The following is a 19,913-nucleotide window of genomic DNA, read 5'->3' on the forward strand; positions in this document are numbered from 1 at the left end:
TGAAAGGCTGTGGGGTTACATCCGGAACACACCGAAACGGGTGGCTTCGACAGGGGCGTTCAAGGCCGCCGACAGGCCAAGGGCCAAAACCTCTCGGGTTTGCGCCGGATCGATCACGCCGTCATCCCACAAGCGCGCGCTGGAGTAGTAGGGGTGGCCTTGATGCTCGTACTGGTCGAGGATCGGCTGCTTGATCTCGGCCTCTTCCCGGGCTGTAAACCCGACGCCATTGCGCTCGGCCTGTTCGCGCTTGACCTGCACCAGCACACCCGCGGCTTGCTCCGCACCCATCACGCCGATTCGGGCATTTGGCCACATCCACAAGAAGCGTGGATCGTAGGCGCGGCCGCACATTCCGTAGTTGCCGGCGCCAAAGCTGCCGCCAATGATCACGGTGAATTTGGGCACCCTGGCGCACGCAACGGCGGTGACCAATTTGGCACCGTGTTTGGCAATCCCACCGGCTTCGTATTTCTGCCCGACCATAAAGCCGGTGATATTTTGCAAAAACACCAGGGGGATGCCGCGCTGACAGGCCAGCTCGATAAAGTGCGCGCCCTTTTGCGCGGCCTCGGCAAACAGGATCCCGTTGTTGGCCAGAATCGCCACCGGGTAACCCTGCAAATGGGCAAAGCCGCACACCAGCGTGGTACCGAACAGGGCCTTGAACTCATCGAATACCGAGCCATCCACCAGCCGCGCAATCACTTCGCGTACATCAAAAGGCTGCTTGGCATCAGCCGGGACTATGCCGTACAGCTCATCACGGTCGTACAGCGGTACCTGTGGTGTGCGCTGCTGCAACTGGCCCAGCTTGCGCCAGTTGAGGTTGGCAACGCTGCGCCGGGCCAGCGCCAGGGCGTGTTCGTCGCTGTCGGCATAGTGGTCGGCCACCCCGGAAATCTTGCAGTGCACATCGGCCCCGCCGAGGTCTTCGGCGCTGACCACTTCGCCCGTGGCGGCCTTTACCAGCGGCGGGCCAGCGAGAAAAATCGTTGCCTGTTGACGCACCATAATGGCTTCGTCGGCCATGGCGGGTACATAGGCACCGCCTGCGGTACAGGAGCCCATGACCACGGCAATTTGCGGGATGCCCGCTGCGCTCATGTTGGCCTGGTTGAAGAAGATCCGTCCAAAGTGCTCGCGGTCCGGGAACACCTCGTCCTGGCGCGGCAAGTTGGCACCCCCCGAGTCCACCAGATAAATGCACGGCAAGCGGTTCTGCTCGGCGATAGTTTGCGCCCGCAGGTGTTTTTTGACCGTCAGTGGGTAGTACGAACCGCCTTTGACCGTGGCGTCGTTGGCGACAATCATGCACTCCACGCCCTCGACCCGACCAATGCCGGCAATGATCCCGGCTGCCGGAACGTCTTCGCCGTACACGTTGTAAGCCGCTAACTGACTCAATTCAAGGAAGGGCGAACCGCTGTCCAAAAGGCGGTCAATCCGTTCGCGAGGCAGCAACTTGCCCCGCGAGGTATGCCGCTCCTGCGCCTTGGCGCCACCGCCTTGTTGCACCTGCGCTAGCAGGGCATGCAAGGCGTCGACCTGTTTGAGCATGGCGTCGCGGTTAAGCCCGAACTCGGCCGAGCGCGGGTTGATTGTCGTCTGCAAGATGGACATGCCTGCGCTCCTTAGCGGGTTTCGTTGAAGAGTTCGCGACCAATCAGCATGCGTCGGATTTCGCTGGTGCCAGCGCCGATTTCATACAGTTTGGCGTCGCGCAGGAGGCGCCCGGCAGGGAATTCATTGATGTAGCCGTTGCCGCCGAGAATCTGAATGGCATCGAGGGCCATTTGCGTGGCGCGTTCGGCGCTGTACAAAATCACGCCGGCGGCATCCTTGCGCGTTGTTTCGCCACGTTCGCACGCGGCAGCCACGGCATACAGATAGGCACGGCTGGCATTGAGCTGGGTGTACATGTCAGCCACCTTGCCCTGGATCAACTGAAATTCGCCGATGCTCTGGCCGAATTGTTTGCGGTCGTGAATGTACGGCACGATCAGGTCCATGCACGCCTGCATGATCCCGGTGGGGCCGCCCGAGAGCACCACACGCTCGTAGTCCAGGCCGCTCATCAGGACCTTTACGCCGGCATTGAGGGTGCCCAGCAGGTTCTCTTCAGGCACTTCGACGTCGTCGAAAAACAGCTCGCTGGTGTTGGAACCGCGCATGCCAAGCTTGTCGAAATGGCTACTGCGGCTGAAGCCTTTCCAGTCACGCTCAACGATAAATGCGCTGATTCCGTGCGGGCCTTTCTCCAGGTCGGTCTTGGCATAGATCACATAGGTGCTGGCGTCCGGGCCATTGGTGATCCAGGTTTTGCTGCCGTTGAGGACAAAGTGGTCGCCGCGTCTGTCGGCGCGCAGTTTCATCGAAACCACATCGGAACCGGCGTTCGGTTCGCTCATGGCCAGGGCACCGACGTGTTCGCCGCTGATCAGCTTGGGCAGGTATTTGAGTTTCTGTTCGTGGGTGCCGTTGCGGTTGATCTGGTTGACGCACAGATTGGAGTGGGCGCCGTAGGACAGGGCCACCGATGCCGAGCCGCGGCTGATTTCTTCCATGGCCACCACATGGGCCAGATAGCTCAGGCCGGTGCCGCCGTACTCTTCTGAGACGGTGATGCCGAGCAACCCCATGTCACCGAACTTGCGCCACATGTCGGCCGGGAACAGGTTGTCCTTGTCGATTTGCGCCGCCCGTGGCGCCAGTTCGGCAGCGACGAATGCCTGGACCTGATCGCGCAGCATATCGATGGTTTCGCCCAGGGCGAAGTTCAGGGTGGGGTAGCTCATGGGGCACCTATATTCATTGTTCTTGTGGAGGCAGTTACTGCGTCGCCATTAATAACCTTTACGTTAACGTAAACTTGGCGCCTTTAACTGTCAACGACCTTTACGTTAACGTCAACTTAGGCCAGAGTATTTGTTGTTCTTCAAATGAGCCGGTGCAGTACGCGCCTTGCTCATGCTCCCAAAACAATCACAAGAGGAGTTGCCATGAAGTTGCAATCCGTCCCCAGTTACAGCCAGGGTGCGCTGGACAAGCCGCTGCTGGCGATGACGATAGGCCAGGCTTTTGATCAGACTGCTGCGCGTTACCCGCAGGGGGAGGCGTTGGTGGTACGCCATCAGCAGCAACGTTATACATGGGCACAATTGGCCGAGGAGGTCGACCTGCATGCCAGGGCACTGCTGGCTTTGGGTTTGCAGGCAGGGGACCGGCTGGGGGTGTGGGCGCCTAATGGCGCCGAGTGGTTTATCAGCCAGTTTGCCAGCGCCAAGATTGGCGTGATTCTGGTCAATATCAACCCGGCATACCGGCTCTCGGAACTCGAATACGTACTCAAGCAATCGGCGTGTCAATGGTTGGTGTGTGCGGGCGCGTTCAAGACGTCCAACTATCACGCCATGCTCCAGGAGTTGATCCCTGAGCTGGCGGAGCAATCGGTCGGGGCGCTGGATTGTGTGCGCTTTGCCGATTTGCGTGGGGTCATCAGCCTCGCGGCTGAGCCGCCGGCAGGTTTTTTGCCGTGGTCGCACCTTGCCATGTTGGCTGACGAGGTCGAACCGGAGCAGTTACGCTGCCGCGAAGCCAGCCTGCACGTCGACCAGCCGGTCAATATCCAGTACACCTCCGGTACCACAGGCTTCCCCAAGGGGGCGACCCTTAGCCATCATAACATTCTCAATAATGGCTATATGGTAGGCGAAAGCCTGGGGCTGACGGCCAGCGACCGTCTGGTAATCCCCGTGCCGCTTTATCACTGCTTTGGCATGGTGATGGGTAATCTGGGTTGCGTGACCCATGGCACTACCATGATCTACCCTGCGGAGGCCTTTGACCCGGGCCTTACGCTGCAAGCGGTTGCGCAAGAGCGCGCCACCGGGCTGTACGGTGTGCCGACCATGTTTATCGCCATGCTCGACCACCCGCAGCGTGCCTCGTTTGATCTGTCGAGCCTGCGCACGGGGATTATGGCCGGGGCCACATGCCCGATCGAGGTCATGCGCCGCGTCATTAGTGAAATGCATATGGGCGAAGTACAAATCGCCTATGGCATGACCGAAACCAGCCCGGTATCGATACAGACGGGGCCTGCGGATGAACTGGAATTGCGGGTTACCACGGTGGGGCGTACCCAGCCACAACTTGAGAGCAAGTTGATCGATGCTGCGGGCAACACCGTTGCCCGGGGTGAGATTGGCGAGTTGTGTACCCGTGGCTACAGCGTGATGCTCGGTTACTGGAACAACCCGCAGGCCACCGCTGATGCCATCGACGGCGACGGCTGGATGCATACCGGTGACCTGGCGCAGATGGATGAGCAGGGCTATGTACGCATTGTGGGGCGCAACAAGGACATGATTATTCGCGGTGGAGAAAATATTTACCCGCGGGAGCTGGAGGAGTTCTTTTTTACCCACCCGGCAGTGGCTGACGTGCAGGTTGTGGGTATCCCTGACGCCAAATATGGCGAAGAGATCGTTGCCTGGATCAAGTTTCATCCCGGTCATACGGCCAATGAGCTTGAGCTGCAAACCTGGTGCAAGTCGCGGATTGCGCACTTTAAAGCGCCGCGTTTTTTCAAGTTTGTCGATGCATTCCCGATGACCGTGACCGGCAAGATCCAGAAATTCAAAATGCGCGAGATCAGTATTCAGGAGTGCCAACAGAAATGACCAAGCCCGTGGGAACGGGCTTGCTCGCGATGGCATCACCGCGATTTGCCAGACAGACCGCGGCGCCTGAATCGCGAGCAGGCTCGCTCCCACGGGGGTATGCAGTTAAGCAAATTATCAAACCACAGACAGCACAAAGGGGAGCCGAAGCTCCCCTTTAATATGTCGTTGCGTGCTCTTTTTTTATTATTGAAGGGCGGTCTATTGTTGTTTTTGGAACTCGCCCTTTTGCTGCGTTTTTGTGCGACCCCCATCCGGGGTCAAGAGCAAACGTATTTTTTTGAGCGCTGATCCACTTTTATCACCGGCTATCAAACCCGTGATCCAACCTGTGCGGGTGCTACCTGAAGGTAGTTTTATTCTTCTCTGCCCGGTTGCGAGGTGGTTTTTAGGCGCCTCGGAAAAGTAAACCTTCTCCAAAAAAATCTGTTAGCTGCGTCTCTGCCGTGTTGTTTTTGTTATGTCAGAGTCGTTTCGTATTGTTTTTATTATGTTGCTGCGGTTTTTATTCTTGTTATGCCATAGAGATAGCAGGAGCCGTGCCAACTTTTAAAAACCCTTATAAATCAACTACTTGAGAATTAAGGCAATAAAAAACCGGCCTTGGGCATGGCCGGTTTGTTTCCGTGTTACTCGTTTGTGTGGCGGCGAGGTAACACCCCGGAACACTTTTTAGCCCTGGCGGGCCTTTGCCACCCGTGATCCGGTAACACGACCCAGCACCTTGCAGATGTGCGCGCCGGCCAATAACAGCTTGTCCATGTCGACCCCGGTTTCGATGCCCATGCCGTTGAGCATGTACAGCACGTCTTCCGTGGCCACGTTACCGCTGGCACCCTTGGCATAGGGGCAACCGCCGAGGCCGGCGATGGAGCTGTCGAATACCGCGATGCCTTCCTGCAGGCTGGCGTAGATATTTACCAGCGCCTGACCGTAGGTATCGTGGAAATGCCCGGCGAGTTTTTCCCGCGGGACGCAAGCCGCTACCGTCTCAAACAGGGTGCGTGTGGCTGTCGGTGTACCGGTGCCGATGGTGTCGCCCAGTGACACCTCGTAACAGCCCATGGCGTACAGCTCCTGCGCTACCTGTGCCACCTGCTGCGCACTGACCTGGCCTTCATAAGGGCAGCCCAGCACACAGGACACATAGCCGCGTACGCTGATGCCGTGCTGCCTGGCCGCTTCAATAATGGGCACAAAGCGCGCCAGGCTTTCGCTGATCGAGCAATTGATATTGCGTTGCGAGAACGCTTCGGATGCGGCGGCAAATACCGCGACTTCCTTTACCCCGGCGGCCACGGCATCTTCAAAACCACGCAGGTTCGGTGCCAGCGCACCGTAGACCACGCCCGGCTTGCGGCGGATTTGTGCGAAGACTTCAGCCGAACCGGCCATTTGCGGCACCCACTTGGGGGAGACAAAGCTGCCGGCTTCGATATAGCCCAATCCGGCGTCGGTCAGAGCGTCAACCAGTTGCACCTTGTCCGCGACACTGATGGGTTGGGCCTCGTTTTGCAGACCGTCGCGCGGGCCTACTTCGATCAGCCGCACATGGGTTGGAAGTGTCATGGGGATCACCGTGTCCGTTGAAATGGGGTCTTGCCCAACCCTCACCCCAGCCCTCTCGCGGAGGGAGAGGGGGCAGATGGGGGTGTGCTGGAGTTCGCAGGCGGTCAGTCAGAGCGAGGGACTGTTAGTCGTCTGTTTTTTTATGGTCTGTTCCAGCGCCTGGAGACACCGCTCTTCAGCGGTATCGAGCTCCAGCTGCATCTGCTGGATATCCAGCAACTGCTGCTCAAGCTGCTCGCGGCGTTCGGCGATTTTGGCCAGCATGCTGTTGAGCTGTTTCTGGTTGCCGCTGGTGGGGTCATAAAGCTCGATCAGTTCGCGGCATTCGGCCAGCGAAAAGCCGATGCGCTTGCCGCGCAGAATCAGTTTCAGGCTGACTTTGTCCCGCGCCGAATACACCCGCTCCTGACCGCGTCGTTCAGGGGCGAGCAGGCCTTGCTCTTCATAAAAGCGAATGGCACGGGTGGTGATGTCAAGTTCACGGGCAAGGTCGGAAATACTGTACGTCTGGCTGCTCATGGGCGGGCTCTGGAGAAATCGTGTTGCTAAACTAAAGGTTGGTTGACGTATACGTCAAGCAGGCTTGCGGCTTCGAATTTCTGTTGTTGCTGGCACAGCTCTATCAGTTGCTCGCGCATCCAGCGATTGGCCGGGTCTTGCTCGGTACTTTCGTGCCAGTACAAATGGGTTTCCACATTGGGCAGTTCATTGAGGGGCAAGGCTACAAAGTGCAGGCCATGGCGGCGGGCAAAACGCTCGGGCACGGTCATTGCCATGTCGGTTTGCTGCAGCACATTGGAGGCCATCAGGTAATGCTGCGAGCGCAGGGTGATCTTGCGCTGCAGGCCCATCTTGCCCAGGGCCAGGTCGACCTCGCCGAGGCCGTTGCGTCGGGTCGAGATATGAATGTGGGTCAGCGCCAGGTATTCATCCAGGCTCAGGGTTGCCTTGCCGGCTGATGGGTGGCCCTGGCGCATGGCGCAGACGTAACGGTCTTCCATCAATTTGACATGGCGTACCTGCGGGTCGGTATTGAGGGGGGCATCTATCGCAAAATCCAGACGCCCGGCAGCCAGATCACTGGTGGTCTCACGCCGATGAGAGAGAAAACTCTCGACCACCACCGAAGGCGCCTGACGCCGTAGCCGCTGGAATAGCGGCGGCAAAATCACCGCTTCTGACAGGTCTGTCATGCTGATGCGGTAGGTCTTGTTGGCTTGCAGGGGGTTGAAGGTGCGGCTTTCCTGCACCGAAACACGCAACAGCGCCAGGGCACTGCGCACCGGGCTGATGATGTTCTGTGCCATGGGGGTGGGCACCATGCCCTGGGCGGTGCGCACGAACAGCGGGTCATTGAAGCTCTCGCGCAATCGCGCCAGGGCATTGGACACGGCTGGCTGGGTGATGCCGATAATCTGCCCGGCGCGGGTCAGGTTGGCTTCGGTATAGATGGCGTCGAAGACGATAAACAGATTGAGATCGACCTTGTTCAGGTTCATGACGCGCTGGCTCTTGTTGTTGGAAAGGAAAACGCGCCCCGATCATATATTGCTTATGAATGGTAATACACGTCGTTAATAGATGGCGCAAATAAAGGGTGGCTAATCTAGCATCGGGTATCACTTTTCAGCAGCCCGGTAGAAGGTAGTCACTTATGGATTTCGCTTACTCTCCGAAAGTTCAGGCACTGCGTGAGCGTGTGACAGCGTTTATGGACGCCCATGTTTACCCGGCGGAGGCGATTTTTGATCAGCAGGTGGCTGAAGGTGATCGCTGGCAGCCCACAGCGATCATGGAAGAGTTGAAACTCAAGGCCAGGGCTGAAGGGCTGTGGAATCTGTTTTTGCCAGAGTCCGAACTGGGCGCCGGGCTGACCAACCTTGAATACGCACCGCTGGCAGAAATCATGGGGCGCTCGATGCTGGGTTCCGAGCCCTTCAACTGCTCGGCACCGGATACCGGCAATATGGAAGTACTGGTGCGCTACGCCAGCGAGGCACAAAAAAAGCAGTGGTTGGAGCCGCTGTTGCGGGGTGACATTCGCTCGGCGTTTGCCATGACCGAACCGGACGTCGCCTCGTCGGATGCTACTAATATGACTGCATGCGCCGTGCGTGACGGTGACGAGTGGCTGATCAATGGCCGCAAATGGTGGACGTCGGGAGCTTGTGACCCTCGCTGCAAGATCATGATTTTCATGGGCTTGAGCAACCCTGAAAATCCGCGGCATCAGCAGCACTCAATGATCCTGGTGCCGGTAGACACCCCAGGGGTGAAAATCGTACGGCCACTGCCGGTATTCGGCTACGACGATGCTCCTCATGGTCATGCCGAAGTGCTGTTCGACAACGTACGAGTGCCGTATGAAAACGTTTTGTTGGGTGAAGGCCGGGGCTTTGAAATTGCCCAGGGGCGTCTTGGGCCGGGCCGGATTCACCACTGCATGCGCTCGATTGGCATGGCCGAGCGGGCACTGGCTTTAATGTGCAAGCGTTCGCTGGCACGTACCGCGTTCGGCAAGCCGCTGGCACGTCTGGGGGCCAATATCGACAAGATCGCCGACTCGCGCATGGAGATCGACATGGCGCGCCTGTTGACCCTCAAGGCTGCGTATATGATGGACACGGTAGGCAACAAGGTGGCCAGAAGTGAAATCGCCCAGATCAAGGTTGTCGCGCCCAACGTTGCCTTGAAGGTGATTGACCGGGCCATTCAGATGCATGGCGGGGCAGGGGTTTCGGCGGATTTTCCGCTGGCTTATATGTACGCCATGCAGCGCACGCTGCGCCTGGCGGATGGTCCGGACGAAGTACACCGGGCGGCAGTGGGCAAGTTTGAGCTGGATAAATATGCACTCTAGGGAGAGGGGGCATTTGACCTTGCACACTCAATAAACCCACACCTCAACCCGACGATTCTTCTGGCGCCCTTCATCTTCGATATTGGCTGCCACCGGCATTTGTGCGCCATAGCCACGAATTTCCCTGGGCACCACGCCGCTTTTCACCAGCTCGCGGCGTACGGCCATCGCCCGCAACGTTGACAGCAATTGTGCACGCTGCGGGTCATCCTTGGCATCGCCAAAACCCACCAGTGTGATCTGTTTGTCGAGTTTGCCATGGGCGCTCAGGTAGTCGGCCACACGCAGCAAGTCCTGACGCGCCTTGTTATCCAGTGAGGCGCTGCCTTCTTCAAAACGGAAGTTGACTGACAGGCGCTGTGCCTCCCGCGTCAGCGCCTGATACGCCTGGGGCATGTGCCCGCCCGGTAGCACGCTGCCAGCTTGTACGCTTTGGGCGACAAAGCCGTTTTGCCCGACAATGGCCTGACCTTGCGGGCTTTGGGTGAAGGCAACCAGTGCTTTTGCCCAGGGATTTATCGTCGAGGGAGGCAGGTAAAAGAACAGACGCCGCGACAAGGGGTAGTCTTCGCTGGCAATCAGGCTGGTGAGCGGCAGCATGGGCTGCGATGCGCCATCAACGATAGCCAGGGCCTTGGCCTCACGGATATACGGCAGGCCGATAAAGCCGATGGCTTGTGGGTCACGGCTGACGGCATCGGATAGCTCTTCGCTGGATTCGAAACGCTGTGCCGTACTGCTCAAGGACTGCCCGTTGCGGTTCAAGACCAGCTCTTTAAAGGTCTCCCAGGTGCCGGACTGGCCATCGCGGGCATATAAATGAATGGCACCACCGACCCCGCCCAGCTGTTCCCAGCGGCTGATCCGGCCACTGAAAACCTGTGCCAGTTGCTCGGTATCAAGCTGATTGAGCGGGTTGCGCGGGTGGAGAATGATCGCCAGGCCATCGATGGCAATCACTTGTTCGGCGCTCGGGCTTTTCAGGTCTCCCAGGCGCTCAAGGTCTACCAGTTCGCGGTCCTTGATGGGGCGCGAGGACGCCACCAGATCCGCATGCCCGGCGGCCAGGGCAGTAAAGCCGGTACCCGAGCCATGGGCGGCGACATCTACCCGGATCTGCCGGCCCTGCGCCGTGGTGCCGACAATAGTGTGCTCGTTGGGCGGGATGACCGGGACACTGTGGATGTCATGCAGGCCTTGCTCGGCGAGCATGGCGCTGACCAGTGCAGGGCCAAGGTTGGCGCCGATGGTGTTGGAGCCCTGGATGCGCAGGTCGGCAGCGCAGACCAGGCCGGTCAGCGCGCATAACAGGGTCAAGGACATAAGACGCAGCATCGGCAGGCACCTTCCTGGAGCCATAGAAAGGCCTGCAATTTAAGTCAGAAAGGTTTCAAGCCGATGACAGGCCCCTCTGTAGCAGCTGCCGAAGGAACGAGGCTGCTGCTAAGGGATTGTTCTTAGCTCAACTCCAGCCAGATCGGCGCATGATCCGATGGTTTTTCCATGCCACGCAGGTCGTAGTCCACACCCGCTGCCTTGATTCGTGGCACCAGCCCCTGGGAGGCAAGGATCACGTCAATGCGCAGGCCACGCTTGGGCTCATCCTCAAAACCACGGCTGCGGTAATCGAACCAGCTGAAACGGTCGGCCACGTCCGGGTGCAGGTAGCGAAAGCTGTCCACCAGGCCCCAGCCCTTGAGACGTTCCAGCCACTCGCGTTCTTCCGGCAAAAAGCTGCACTTGCCGGTTTTCAGCCAGCGCTTGGCGTTGTCCGGGCCGATACCGATATCGCAGTCCTGCGGCGAGATATTGATATCGCCCATTACCACCAGTGGTTGTTCATTGCTGAACTGGCTTTCAAGCAGCTGCTGCAGGTCGCTGTAGAAACGCTGCTTGGCCGGGAATTTGGTGGGGTGATCGCGGTTTTCGCCCTGTGGGAAGTAACCATTCATGATGGTCACCGGCTGGCCGTTTTCGTCAGCGAAAGTGCCCCAGATAAAACGCCGCTGGGCGTCATCTTCATCACCGGCAAAACCCTTGTGCAGCTCCAGAGGTGCCTGGCGCGAGAGCAGGGCGACCCCGTAATGGCCTTTTTGACCATGGAAGTGCACGTGATACCCCAGCGCTTCGATGTCGGCGATGGGGAACTGATCGTCATGGACCTTGGTTTCCTGCAGGCCGATCACGTCAGGCTGGTGTTTCTCGATCAGCGCTGCCAGCTGATGTGGCCGAGCGCGCAGGCCGTTGATGTTGAATGAAACGATTTTCATGGGCGGGCAGTCCTGAACAAAACTGCGATGCTAGCGGACTGACGCTCTGGCTGCCAGCGTGCAGTGGGGCAAATGCACTGCTAACGTAGGATGCACTTGGCCATGATGGAACTGTTGTGGCCCTCGGGGGTTCGTACGCATTAGAAGCGCCGCTATCCAGGCCGCGCCGGGGAGTTGATCGCATGACGCAAACGCCGAACGCCACCAGTCAGATCCAGTTGCTTGACAGTGGCTATTCAAGAGAAGCGCGCTCCTTGCTGTATCAGGCCTATCGCCATGAGCCGACATTCCGCTTTCTGTTCAACGCCGAGCGCAGCGGTTACGAACAACGGGTTCGCGCGACAGTGCGGGAGCTGGTCAGGCAACATTTTTTTCAGGACTTGCCGGCGCTGGGGTTGCTGGTCAATGACCGCCTGGTGGGCATTGCCCTGATTGCCCCGCCGCAGCGGCGCCTGGGGATTACCGAAAGCTGGGCCTGGCAGTTGCGCATGGTGCTCAGTGCCGGGCTGAACTGCACGCGGCGGTATCTGGACTATCACCAGGCAGTGCAGGCCTGCGTGCCGGGAGATGCCGTGCATATGCTGCCGTTGCTGGGTATTCATCCCGAATTCCAGGGTTTGCATTACGGTGAGCAGTTGCTTGAAGCAGTGCATAACTGGTGCGCCGAGGACGAGCACTCCGAAGGTGTGGTGCTCGACACCGGAAACCCGCATTACCTTGAATTCTACAAGCGCCAGGGCTATGTGGAGATCGGGGAAGTTGCGGTGGGGCCGGTGATAGAACATGTGTTCTTCCATGCCAATCCGCAGGTGTCACATACCGCAACGGTTTGAACACGAACTTTTTGCCCGTTGACGCGCTCTATGAGCACCCCAGCCCGTGATAGCATCCGCGCCTATGACGTTCCCAGGAAGATTTACCAGTGGTGTTGTCCTGCTGCTCAGCAGTTTTGCGGCGTGTGCCCAAAGCGAGTTGGTGGTCAAGGTCAAACCGGCAAACGACGCCCTCAAGGCCAACGTGGAAGGCTATATTGGCAGCCTCGGCGATCGTGACGAGAAAGCGCTTTTGCGTTTTCAACGTGGCGCGCAGGAGCAGGCCCTGAAAGCCTCCCAGGCCTTGGGTTACTACCAGCCCTCCATCGACGCCGAGGTCAAGCCCGGCGATCCGCCGCGTCTGGTGTTGAGCATCGATCCCGGCGAGCCGGTGCATCTGCGCAACGTCAACGTGCGCGTCGAAGGCCCGGCCGCTTCGCTGAAGGCCTTTCAGATACCGGCCAGCGATGATCTCAAACCCGGCGCGGTGCTCAATCAGGGCAACTACGAAGACGCCAAGCGCCTGATCCAGAACCGTGCCCTGCGTTACGGTTTTTTCAATGGTAAATTCACTCAGCATGAACTGCTGGTCGACCCCAAGGGCGGTTTTGCCGATATCAATCTGGTCTACGAAAGCGGCCCGCGTTTTTTTCTCGGTAAAGTCAGTTTTGCCGGCGATGCACCCTTTGACCAGACCTTGCTGCAACGCATGGTGCCGTTTACCCCGGATACCCCGTACGACTCGGAACTGGTTGCCGAACTTAACCAGAACCTGCAAAGCAGTGGCTACTTTGAAGTGGTGCGCGTCGATGCCGCACCCAGTACTGCGGTGGGGCAGGTGATCCCGGTCGACGTCGACCTGGAAACCCGCAAGCCGCGCACCATGACCCTGGGCCTGGGTTACTCGACCGATACCGGAGCCCGTGGCAAGGCCAGCTGGATGCGCCACTGGGGCAACCCGCGCGGTGACAGCTACGGCTTTGAATCCGAAATATCCCAGCCCAAGCAAAACGTCGGTGCCTGGTATGACATCCCGCTGGATCCACCGCTGACCGATAAACTGCGTCTTGCTGCGGGTTATCAAAACGAAGAAATCGCCAACACCGACACCTTGAGCAAGCTGCTCACGGTCGGCCCGGAGTGGCACAGCAAACTGGATAACGGCTGGACGCGCGTCATCTCGCTCAAATGGCAGCATGAAGAGTACCGCCTGGGCGATGACTCGGGCCTGAGTACCTTGCTGATGCCGGGCGTCAGCTATTCGGTATTGCGCAGCGACAACCGCATCGACCCCAGTCACGGCTACAGTGTGACCACGGATATGCAGGTGGCCAAGCAAGGGTTGATGTCCGATACCAACCTGCTGCATGGCGATGTGCAGTTCAAGGCGTTGACCACCCTGTGGGAAAAACACCGCTTTTTGGGCCGGATCCAGTTTGGTGGCAGTGCCACCAACGGCTACAAATCGATTCCACCGTCACTGCGCTTCTTCGCCGGTGGCGACCAGAGCGTGCGTGGTTATGATTACCAGAGTCTGTCGCCGAAAAACTCCGAAGGTGATCGTATTGGCGGGCGCTACATGCTCGCGGGTAGCCTGGAATATCAATATCAGTTCGCCGAAAAGTGGCGCTGGGCGACCTTTGTCGACCAGGGCAATGCGTTCAACACACTGGACTTTCCGAGCCTGAAAACCGGGGTCGGCGTTGGTATTCGCTGGATCTCGCCGGTAGGCCCCATACGTCTGGATCTGGCCCATGCGCTGGATGACGATGGCGGTGTCCGTTTGCACTTTTCGATGGGGCCAGAACTGTGATTCGTGGTTTGAAAATAGCCGGGCTGGTGCTGGTGGCGTTGGTGCTGCTGGCCGTTGTCAGTGTGGGCGTGATTCTGGGTACGCAAGCAGGCAGCCGCTGGGTGCTGGGGCAGGTACCGGGTTTGCAGGTGGAGAATTTTGCCGGGCGCCTGGGCGGCCAGTGGGGTGCCGATCATCTCTTGTGGGAGCAAGGCACCAGCCGGGTGGAGGTAAGCCGGCCGATCTTTGCCTGGTCGCCGGGCTGTCTGACCCGCATGACGCTGTGTATCGATCAATTGCAGGCTGACGCGATCAGCCTGCAATTTCCGCCCAGTGAAGACAGCAGCAGCGGGCCGATCAGCCTGCCGGAGCTGAAATTGCCACTGGCGATTGAAGTGGGTGTGGTCAAGGTCGGCAATGTACTGTTCAACGGCATCGAGCAGCTCAAGGGCATGCAGATGTCGGCGCAGTGGACGGCCAAGGGCTTGCAGCTCGACTCGGTGCAGGTTGAGCGCGAAGACCTCAACGTTGAACTGTCCGGCCTGCTGCAACCCAATGGCGACTGGCCGTTGACCTTGCAAGGTAACGTCAGCCTGCCAGCTCCGGATGGCAAACCCCTGGCGATCGCGCTCAAGGTTGATGGCAATCTGCGTACTAGCTTGAACCTCAAGGCCGACACCACCGGTTACATCAATGCGCACCTGACGGGCGAGCTGCAGCCTTTGGCCGACAACTTGCCGGCGCAATTGAAAATCACCGCCGAACCGTTCAAGGCCAGCCCCGATCTGCCGGACACCCTGGTGCTCAATCAGTTGTTGCTGACGGCCAAGGGCGACCTCAAGGACGGCTATGAATTGAATGGCAGCGCCCTGTTGCCTGCCGAAAAACAGCCAGTGAACCTGCAGCTCAAAGGCCGCGTGGATGCCAAGGGTGCGCAGATCGCTGCGCTGGACCTGACCGCCAACCCGCAGCAGCGCCTGAAACTGTCGGGGCAAGTGGACTGGCATGAAGGCTTGAGCGCCGAGGCCAAAATCGACTGGCTGGAGTTTCCCTGGCACAACCTGTATCCGCTGATCGACAAGCCTGATGTGGATTTGCGCACGTTTGTGGGTGAAGTGTCCTATCGCGACGGTAATTATCTGGGCAACTTCAAGGCGGACCTTGATGGCCCGGCGGGCAAGTTCAGCCTCAGCAGCCCGTTCAGTGGCGATCTGGGCAAGGTCTTCCTGCCGCAGCTCAAACTGGTGGCCGGGCAGGGCAAAGCCGAGGGCCACGTCAATGTGCAGTTTGCCGATGGCGTGGTGTGGGACACGGCGCTGGACCTGAGTGCGCTCAACCCTGCGTATTGGGTGGCCGAGTTGCCGGGTACGCTGGCAGGCCCGTTGCGCAGCAAGGGTTCATTTAAAAACGAGCGTCTGGAGCTGGATGCCAATCTCGACCTCAAGGGCCGTTTGCGCGGCCTGCCTGCGGTGCTGCAAGCCAAGGCCCAGGGCGCCGGTGAGGCCTGGACCGTCAGTGCGCTGGATATTCGCCTGGGCGATAATCGCATCAATGGTAGCGCCAGTTTGCAGGAGCAAATCAAGGCCCAGCTTGATCTCAATATGCCGCGTCTGGGCCAGCTGTGGCCCGAACTGCGCGGTCAGCTCAAGGGCCGTGTCGATGTAGGCGGAACCCTCAAGGCACCGCAAGGCAAAGTGGCGCTCAATGGGCAGCAACTTGCGTTTGCCGACAATCATCTGCAAAGCCTGACCCTGGATGCCAGCCTCGATCGCAACCAGCGTGGCCGCATCGACCTCAAGGGCAGCGGCATCCGCGCCGGTGACACCCAACTGGGCGTGCTCACCGCCAACGGCAGTGGCGATATCAAGCGTCAGCAGCTCAAGCTGGATTTGCAAGGACCGTTGGTGCAACTGGGCCTGGCCGTGGATGGCGGCCTGGACAAAGGCAACTGGCGCGGGCGACTGGCCAGTGGCGACGTCAAGGCCGGCGGCCAGGCCTGGGTGCTGCAAAACCCGGCACGGCTGGAGCGCCTGGCCGATGGCCGGCTCAATCTGGGCGCGCAGTGCTGGCTCTCCGGCCCGGCGAGCTTGTGCAGCGAAGAGCAGCGCCTGGTGCCGGACCCGAAACTGCGTCTGCACCTCAAGCAGTTCCCCCTCGACAGCCTGGCTGAGTGGTTGCCCAAGGACTTCCAGTGGCAGGGCCAGCTCAATGCCGACTTGATGCTGGACTTGCCTGCCAGCGGGCCTAAAGGCCAGGTGGTGGTGGATGCCAGTGGTGGCACGTTGCGCTTCAAAGACAAGGGCCAGTGGCTGGACTTCCCATACCAGGCGTTCAAGCTGACCAGCAACCTGACCCCTAACCGGGTTGAATCGCGGCTTGATTTCGATGGTGGCAAGCTGGGGCAGTTGATGCTGGCAGCGCGGATCAATCCGCTGCCCAAAAGCAAACCTGTTACCGGTGAATTCCGTCTCACCGGGCTGGATGTGTCGATGATTCGTCCGTTTGCGCCGATGGTGGAAAAACTCACCGGCCAGCTCAACGGCTCTGGCACGATTTCGGGTGCTTTGCTGTCGCCCCATGTCAACGGCAATGTGGCCCTGACCGGCGGTGAAATCTCGGGGCCGGAGCTGCCGACCAACTTCGAGAATGTGCAGCTTTCGCTGGCCATCAACGGCGAAACGGCGCAGATCAATGGCGGCTGGACCAGCGGCGACAAGGGCCAGGGCAGCGTCAGCGGCAATGTGGCCTGGGGTCAGGCAGTGGCGGTCAATGTGCTGGTCAAGGGCAACAACCTGCCGGTGACGGTCGAGCCTTATGCCAAGCTGGAAGTCGCCCCGGACCTGAAAATCTCCCTCAACCCCGACAACACCCTGTTGATCGCCGGTACGGTGAACGTGCCCAAGGGTGAAATCGTGGTACGGGAATTGCCACCCTCGACGGTCAAGGTGTCAGATGACACGGTGATTGTGGGCCAGCAGACGACGGGTGAAGCCGCGCCGATGCAGGTCGACATGGATATCACCGTGGTGGTGGGGCAGGAGTTGCTGACATTCTCCGGCTTTGGCCTGAACGCCGATCTGGCGGGGCAGGTGCATATTGGCAACGACATGGACACCCGTGGCGAGCTGCGCCTCAATAACGGCCGCTACCGTGCCTATGGCCAGAAGCTGACCATACGCCGTGCGCGTTTGCTGTTCGCCGGGCCGATTGACCAGCCTTATCTGGATATCGAAGCGGTCCGCCAGACCGACGACGTGATTGCCGGGATTCGCCTGACAGGCAGTGCGGAACAGCCCACTACGCAAATCTTCTCGGAACCGGCCATGAGCCAGGAACAGGCGTTGTCCTACCTGATTCTTGGGCGTCCGCTGACGGGTACCGGGGAAGATGAAAACCTGCTGGCGCAGGCGGCGCTGGGCCTGGGCCTGATGGGCAGTTCGGGGATTACCACCAGCCTGGCCAACCACCTGGGGATCAAGGATTTTGAGCTTGATACCGAAGGCACCGGCAACAGCACTGCAGTGGTGGCCAGTGGCAAGATCAACGAGCGGCTGAGCGTACGCTATGGTGTGGGTGTGTTTGAACCTGCCAGTACCATTGCCCTGCGCTACAAACTGAGCAAGCGTGTGTATGTCGAAGTAGCCAGCGGTTTTGCCAGCTCGCTGGATATCTTCTACAAACGGGATTTCTGACGTGCTGTGATATGACCTGATGGTGTGGGAGCGAGCCTGCTCGCGAAACAGGCGACGCGGTTTGCCTGTATCGCGAGCAGGCTCGCTCCCACAGGATAGGGTAAAGGTAGTGCAGCCTCAGAGCGTGAGCTGCTTCATCGTTGCTTCGGCATAGCGCAACCCGGCCACGGCGCTGGCCGGGAATATGCTTTCCAGTGCGGCCAGCTCGCTGGCGCTCAGCTTGACCTCCAGCGCTCCCACATTCTCCTGCAGATACTTGCGTTGCTTGGTGCCCGGAATCGGGATCAGGTAATCGCCCTGTGCCAGTACCCAGGCCAACGCCAGTTGCCCGGCCGTCACGCCTTTTTCGGCAGCCAGGGTTTGCACTTGTTCGACCAACAGCAGGTTTTTGCCGAAGTTCTCACCTTGGAAACGGGGATTGAAACGGCGGAAATCGTCTGCGGCAAAATCGTCCACGGTTCTTAGCGCACCGGTCAAAAATCCCCGACCCAGCGGGCTGTAGGGCACAAAGGCAATGCCCAGGCGCTGACAGGCTTCAAGGCAACCGTTGCCTTCCTGGTCGCGGCTCCACAGCGAGTACTCACTTTGCAATGCGCTGATCGGATGCACTTTGTGCGCTCGTTCAAGGGTCGCCACCGATGCCTCGCTCAGGCCCAGATAACGCACCTTGCCTGCCTTGACCAGAGCTGACAGCGCGCCGACGGTTTCTTCAACCGGTACGTTCGGGTCCATGCGGTGCTGGTAGTACAGATCGAGCGTCTCAACCCCAAGGCGCTTGAGGCTGCCTTCGACGGCCTGGCGGATGTACTCGGGGCGACCATTTATGTCGCGAAAGGCCGGATTGGCCGGGTCGCGGACGATGCCGAATTTACTGGCCAGAAACACTTGCTCGCGTTTCCCGCGAATGGCCTGGCCAATCAGTTCTTCGTTGGTGTGTGGCCCATAAATGTCGGCGGTATCGAGCAGGTTGATGCCCAGTTCCAGAGCGTGGTGCAGGGTGGCCACGGCTTCGCGGGTGTCGCTGCCGGTGGTGTAGAAGTCGGTCATGCCCATGCAGCCCAGGCCAATAGCGCTGACCTGAGGTCCGTCTTTACCCAGTTGGCGAGTGTGCATGCGAGGTGCTCCTGAATGAGTGGGGTAGAGCTATTCTTCACCTCGACAGTGGCAAGATAAACAGGGTAAATACACCATCACTGTTCGTAATTTCTAAACAATGGAGGGGTTATGGACCGTTTCAACGCGATGCGGGTCTTCACTCGCATCGTTGAACTGGGCGGCTTTACCAAGGCTGCCGACAGTCTGCAATTACCTCGTGCATCGGTGACGGTGTTGATCAAGCAACTGGAAGCGCATTTGGGCGTGCAGCTGCTGCATCGCACCACTCGCCAGGTCAGTCCGACCCTGGACGGCGCGGCGTACTACCAGCGCTGCGTCAACCTGCTGGATGATCTTGAAGATGCCGAAGGGCTGTTTCGCGGCAGCCAGCCCAAAGGCACGCTGCGGGTCGAGATGCCCGCTTCGGTGGGGCGTCTGGTGGTGTTGCCGGCCTTGCCGGAGTTCACGGACCGTTACCCGCAGATCGAACTGGAAATCGGCCTCAACGACCGCCCGGTGGACCTGATTCGGGAAGGTGTGGATTGTGTGATCCGCGGTGGACTGACCATGGACGACTCCCTGGTGGCGCGGCCCCTGGTGCAGATGGATCAGGTGACATGCGCCAGCCCCGCCTATTTGCAAGCTCGCGGTGTACCGCAATCGCTCGAAGACTTGAGCGGGCATCAGGTGGTGGAATATTTCTCCAGCGCCTCGGGCAAGCGTTACGGGCTGGAATTCCAGGTCGATGATGAAGTGCGCCTCGTCGACTTGCCCAAGCGGCTTGCGGTCAACAGTGCCGAGGGGTATCTGGCGGCGTGTGTGGCGGGGTACGGGCTGGTGCAAACCCCCCATTACCATGTTGCGCAGCTGGTGCGCGAAGGGCGCCTGCAAGAAGTGCTCAGAGACTGTTTGCCACCGCGGCTGGCGTTAACAGCCTTATATCCACACCATCGGCAATTGTCGCCGCGGGTACGTGTCTTTGTGGATTGGCTGGTGGACCTGTGTGCCCGGCCGGGGAGTGCCTTCAAACGTTAGCCCGGGCCTGCAGGGCAGGCCCGGGATGTTCGTTGGTGGCAGCCAAAAAGCTGGCTTGGCTGTAAGATGGGGCCCGATTTTTTCAATTTCTCCATGTAAGCCG

General features: G+C 59.4%; 14 protein-coding genes. 6 read left to right on the forward strand and 8 right to left on the reverse strand.

What is annotated here, in order from left to right:
* Positions 1 to 15: 15 nt before the first annotated feature.
* Both EQV96_RS10050 and EQV96_RS10055 read right to left on the reverse strand, forming a co-directional pair.
* Positions 16 to 1,623, reverse strand: a complete 1,608-nt coding sequence (locus tag EQV96_RS10050; RefSeq protein ID WP_095001678.1) for a carboxyl transferase domain-containing protein — start codon at positions 1,621 to 1,623, stop codon at positions 16 to 18.
* Positions 1,624 to 1,634: 11 nt separating this feature from the next.
* Positions 1,635 to 2,798 carry an isovaleryl-CoA dehydrogenase gene (locus EQV96_RS10055; protein ID WP_095001677.1) on the reverse strand — a complete coding sequence of 388 codons (1,164 nt, stop codon included), beginning with the start codon at positions 2,796 to 2,798 and terminating at the stop codon, positions 1,635 to 1,637.
* Positions 2,799 to 3,002: 204 nt separating this feature from the next.
* Between EQV96_RS10055 and EQV96_RS10060 the strand changes: the two genes are divergently transcribed.
* On the forward strand, positions 3,003 to 4,685 hold the full coding sequence (locus EQV96_RS10060; RefSeq protein WP_240881920.1) for an AMP-binding protein: 1,683 nt from the start codon (positions 3,003 to 3,005) through the stop codon (positions 4,683 to 4,685).
* Positions 4,686 to 5,357: 672 nt separating this feature from the next.
* Here the strand turns inward: EQV96_RS10060 and EQV96_RS10065 are convergent.
* The 3 genes from EQV96_RS10065 to EQV96_RS10075 form a co-directional block, all read right to left on the reverse strand.
* Complete coding sequence (locus tag EQV96_RS10065) at positions 5,358 to 6,254, reverse strand: hydroxymethylglutaryl-CoA lyase (RefSeq protein WP_095026534.1); 897 nt, start codon at positions 6,252 to 6,254, stop codon at positions 5,358 to 5,360.
* A gap of 108 nt (positions 6,255 to 6,362) precedes the next feature.
* Positions 6,363 to 6,773, reverse strand: a complete 411-nt coding sequence (locus EQV96_RS10070; RefSeq protein WP_095001674.1) for a MerR family DNA-binding transcriptional regulator — start codon at positions 6,771 to 6,773, stop codon at positions 6,363 to 6,365.
* Between the two features lie 26 nt (positions 6,774 to 6,799).
* Positions 6,800 to 7,753, reverse strand: a complete 954-nt coding sequence (locus tag EQV96_RS10075; RefSeq protein WP_095001673.1) for a LysR family transcriptional regulator — start codon at positions 7,751 to 7,753, stop codon at positions 6,800 to 6,802.
* Positions 7,754 to 7,908: 155 nt separating this feature from the next.
* Between EQV96_RS10075 and EQV96_RS10080 the strand changes: the two genes are divergently transcribed.
* A complete protein-coding gene (locus tag EQV96_RS10080; protein WP_095019302.1) occupies positions 7,909 to 9,114 on the forward strand; it encodes an acyl-CoA dehydrogenase in 1,206 nt (401 codons plus the stop codon).
* A gap of 27 nt (positions 9,115 to 9,141) precedes the next feature.
* On the opposite strand, the gene EQV96_RS10085 is transcribed toward EQV96_RS10080, so the two are convergent.
* Positions 9,142 to 10,437, reverse strand: a complete 1,296-nt coding sequence (locus EQV96_RS10085) for a phosphate ABC transporter substrate-binding/OmpA family protein (RefSeq protein WP_240881976.1) — start codon at positions 10,435 to 10,437, stop codon at positions 9,142 to 9,144.
* Between the two features lie 134 nt (positions 10,438 to 10,571).
* Positions 10,572 to 11,384, reverse strand: a complete 813-nt coding sequence (gene xthA / locus EQV96_RS10090; protein WP_095001670.1) for an exodeoxyribonuclease III — start codon at positions 11,382 to 11,384, stop codon at positions 10,572 to 10,574.
* 182 nt (positions 11,385 to 11,566) lie between these two features.
* Between xthA and EQV96_RS10095 the strand changes: the two genes are divergently transcribed.
* The 3 genes from EQV96_RS10095 (at position 11,567) to EQV96_RS10105 (ending at position 17,680) form a co-directional block, all read left to right on the forward strand.
* The gene (locus EQV96_RS10095; RefSeq protein ID WP_095001669.1) at positions 11,567 to 12,217 is read left to right on the forward strand and encodes a GNAT family N-acetyltransferase; all 651 of its coding nucleotides are present in this window, start codon (positions 11,567 to 11,569) and stop codon (positions 12,215 to 12,217) included.
* Between the two features lie 64 nt (positions 12,218 to 12,281).
* Entirely contained in the window at positions 12,282 to 14,009 is a 1,728-nt protein-coding gene (locus EQV96_RS10100; protein ID WP_095001668.1) for an autotransporter assembly complex family protein, read from the forward strand.
* Entirely contained in the window at positions 14,006 to 17,680 is a 3,675-nt protein-coding gene (locus EQV96_RS10105; protein ID WP_240881922.1) for a translocation/assembly module TamB domain-containing protein, read from the forward strand. The genes EQV96_RS10100 and EQV96_RS10105 overlap by 4 nt, the downstream gene beginning before the upstream one ends.
* Positions 17,681 to 17,797: 117 nt before the next feature.
* Here the strand turns inward: EQV96_RS10105 and EQV96_RS10110 are convergent, their stop codons facing one another.
* Positions 17,798 to 18,793, reverse strand: coding sequence for an aldo/keto reductase (locus EQV96_RS10110; RefSeq protein WP_095019299.1), 996 nt, complete (start codon positions 18,791 to 18,793; stop codon positions 17,798 to 17,800).
* Between the two features lie 111 nt (positions 18,794 to 18,904).
* On the opposite strand from EQV96_RS10110, the gene EQV96_RS10115 reads away from it, so the two are divergent.
* Positions 18,905 to 19,810 (forward strand): LysR family transcriptional regulator, encoded by a 906-nt coding sequence (locus EQV96_RS10115; protein WP_095001665.1) that lies wholly within the window; start codon positions 18,905 to 18,907, stop codon positions 19,808 to 19,810.
* Positions 19,811 to 19,913: the final 103 nt, after the last annotated feature.

The organism is Pseudomonas sp. TMW22080 (assembly GCF_022496745.1).
Classification (GTDB): Bacteria; Pseudomonadota; Gammaproteobacteria; order Pseudomonadales; family Pseudomonadaceae; genus Aquipseudomonas; species Aquipseudomonas bubulae.

Bases quoted from the DNA above. Each gene is read 5' to 3' on its own strand.
- EQV96_RS10085 (WP_240881976.1), bottom strand. From the start codon at position 10,437: ATGTCCTTGACCCTGTTATGCGCGCTGACCGGCCTGGTCTGCGCTGCC.
- EQV96_RS10075 (WP_095001673.1), bottom strand. From the start codon at position 7,753: ATGAACCTGAACAAGGTCGATCTCAATCTGTTTATCGTCTTCGACGCC.
- EQV96_RS10065 (WP_095026534.1), bottom strand. From the start codon at position 6,254: ATGACACTTCCAACCCATGTGCGGCTGATCGAAGTAGGCCCGCGCGAC.
- EQV96_RS10050 (WP_095001678.1), bottom strand. From the start codon at position 1,623: ATGTCCATCTTGCAGACGACAATCAACCCGCGCTCGGCCGAGTTCGGG.
- EQV96_RS10070 (WP_095001674.1), bottom strand. From the start codon at position 6,773: ATGAGCAGCCAGACGTACAGTATTTCCGACCTTGCCCGTGAACTTGAC.
- EQV96_RS10100 (WP_095001668.1), top strand. From the start codon at position 12,282: ATGACGTTCCCAGGAAGATTTACCAGTGGTGTTGTCCTGCTGCTCAGC.
- EQV96_RS10115 (WP_095001665.1), top strand. From the start codon at position 18,905: ATGGACCGTTTCAACGCGATGCGGGTCTTCACTCGCATCGTTGAACTG.
- EQV96_RS10110 (WP_095019299.1), bottom strand. From the start codon at position 18,793: ATGCACACTCGCCAACTGGGTAAAGACGGACCTCAGGTCAGCGCTATT.
- xthA (WP_095001670.1), bottom strand. From the start codon at position 11,384: ATGAAAATCGTTTCATTCAACATCAACGGCCTGCGCGCTCGGCCACAT.
- EQV96_RS10055 (WP_095001677.1), bottom strand. From the start codon at position 2,798: ATGAGCTACCCCACCCTGAACTTCGCCCTGGGCGAAACCATCGATATG.
- EQV96_RS10060 (WP_240881920.1), top strand. From the start codon at position 3,003: ATGAAGTTGCAATCCGTCCCCAGTTACAGCCAGGGTGCGCTGGACAAG.
- EQV96_RS10080 (WP_095019302.1), top strand. From the start codon at position 7,909: ATGGATTTCGCTTACTCTCCGAAAGTTCAGGCACTGCGTGAGCGTGTG.
- EQV96_RS10095 (WP_095001669.1), top strand. From the start codon at position 11,567: ATGACGCAAACGCCGAACGCCACCAGTCAGATCCAGTTGCTTGACAGT.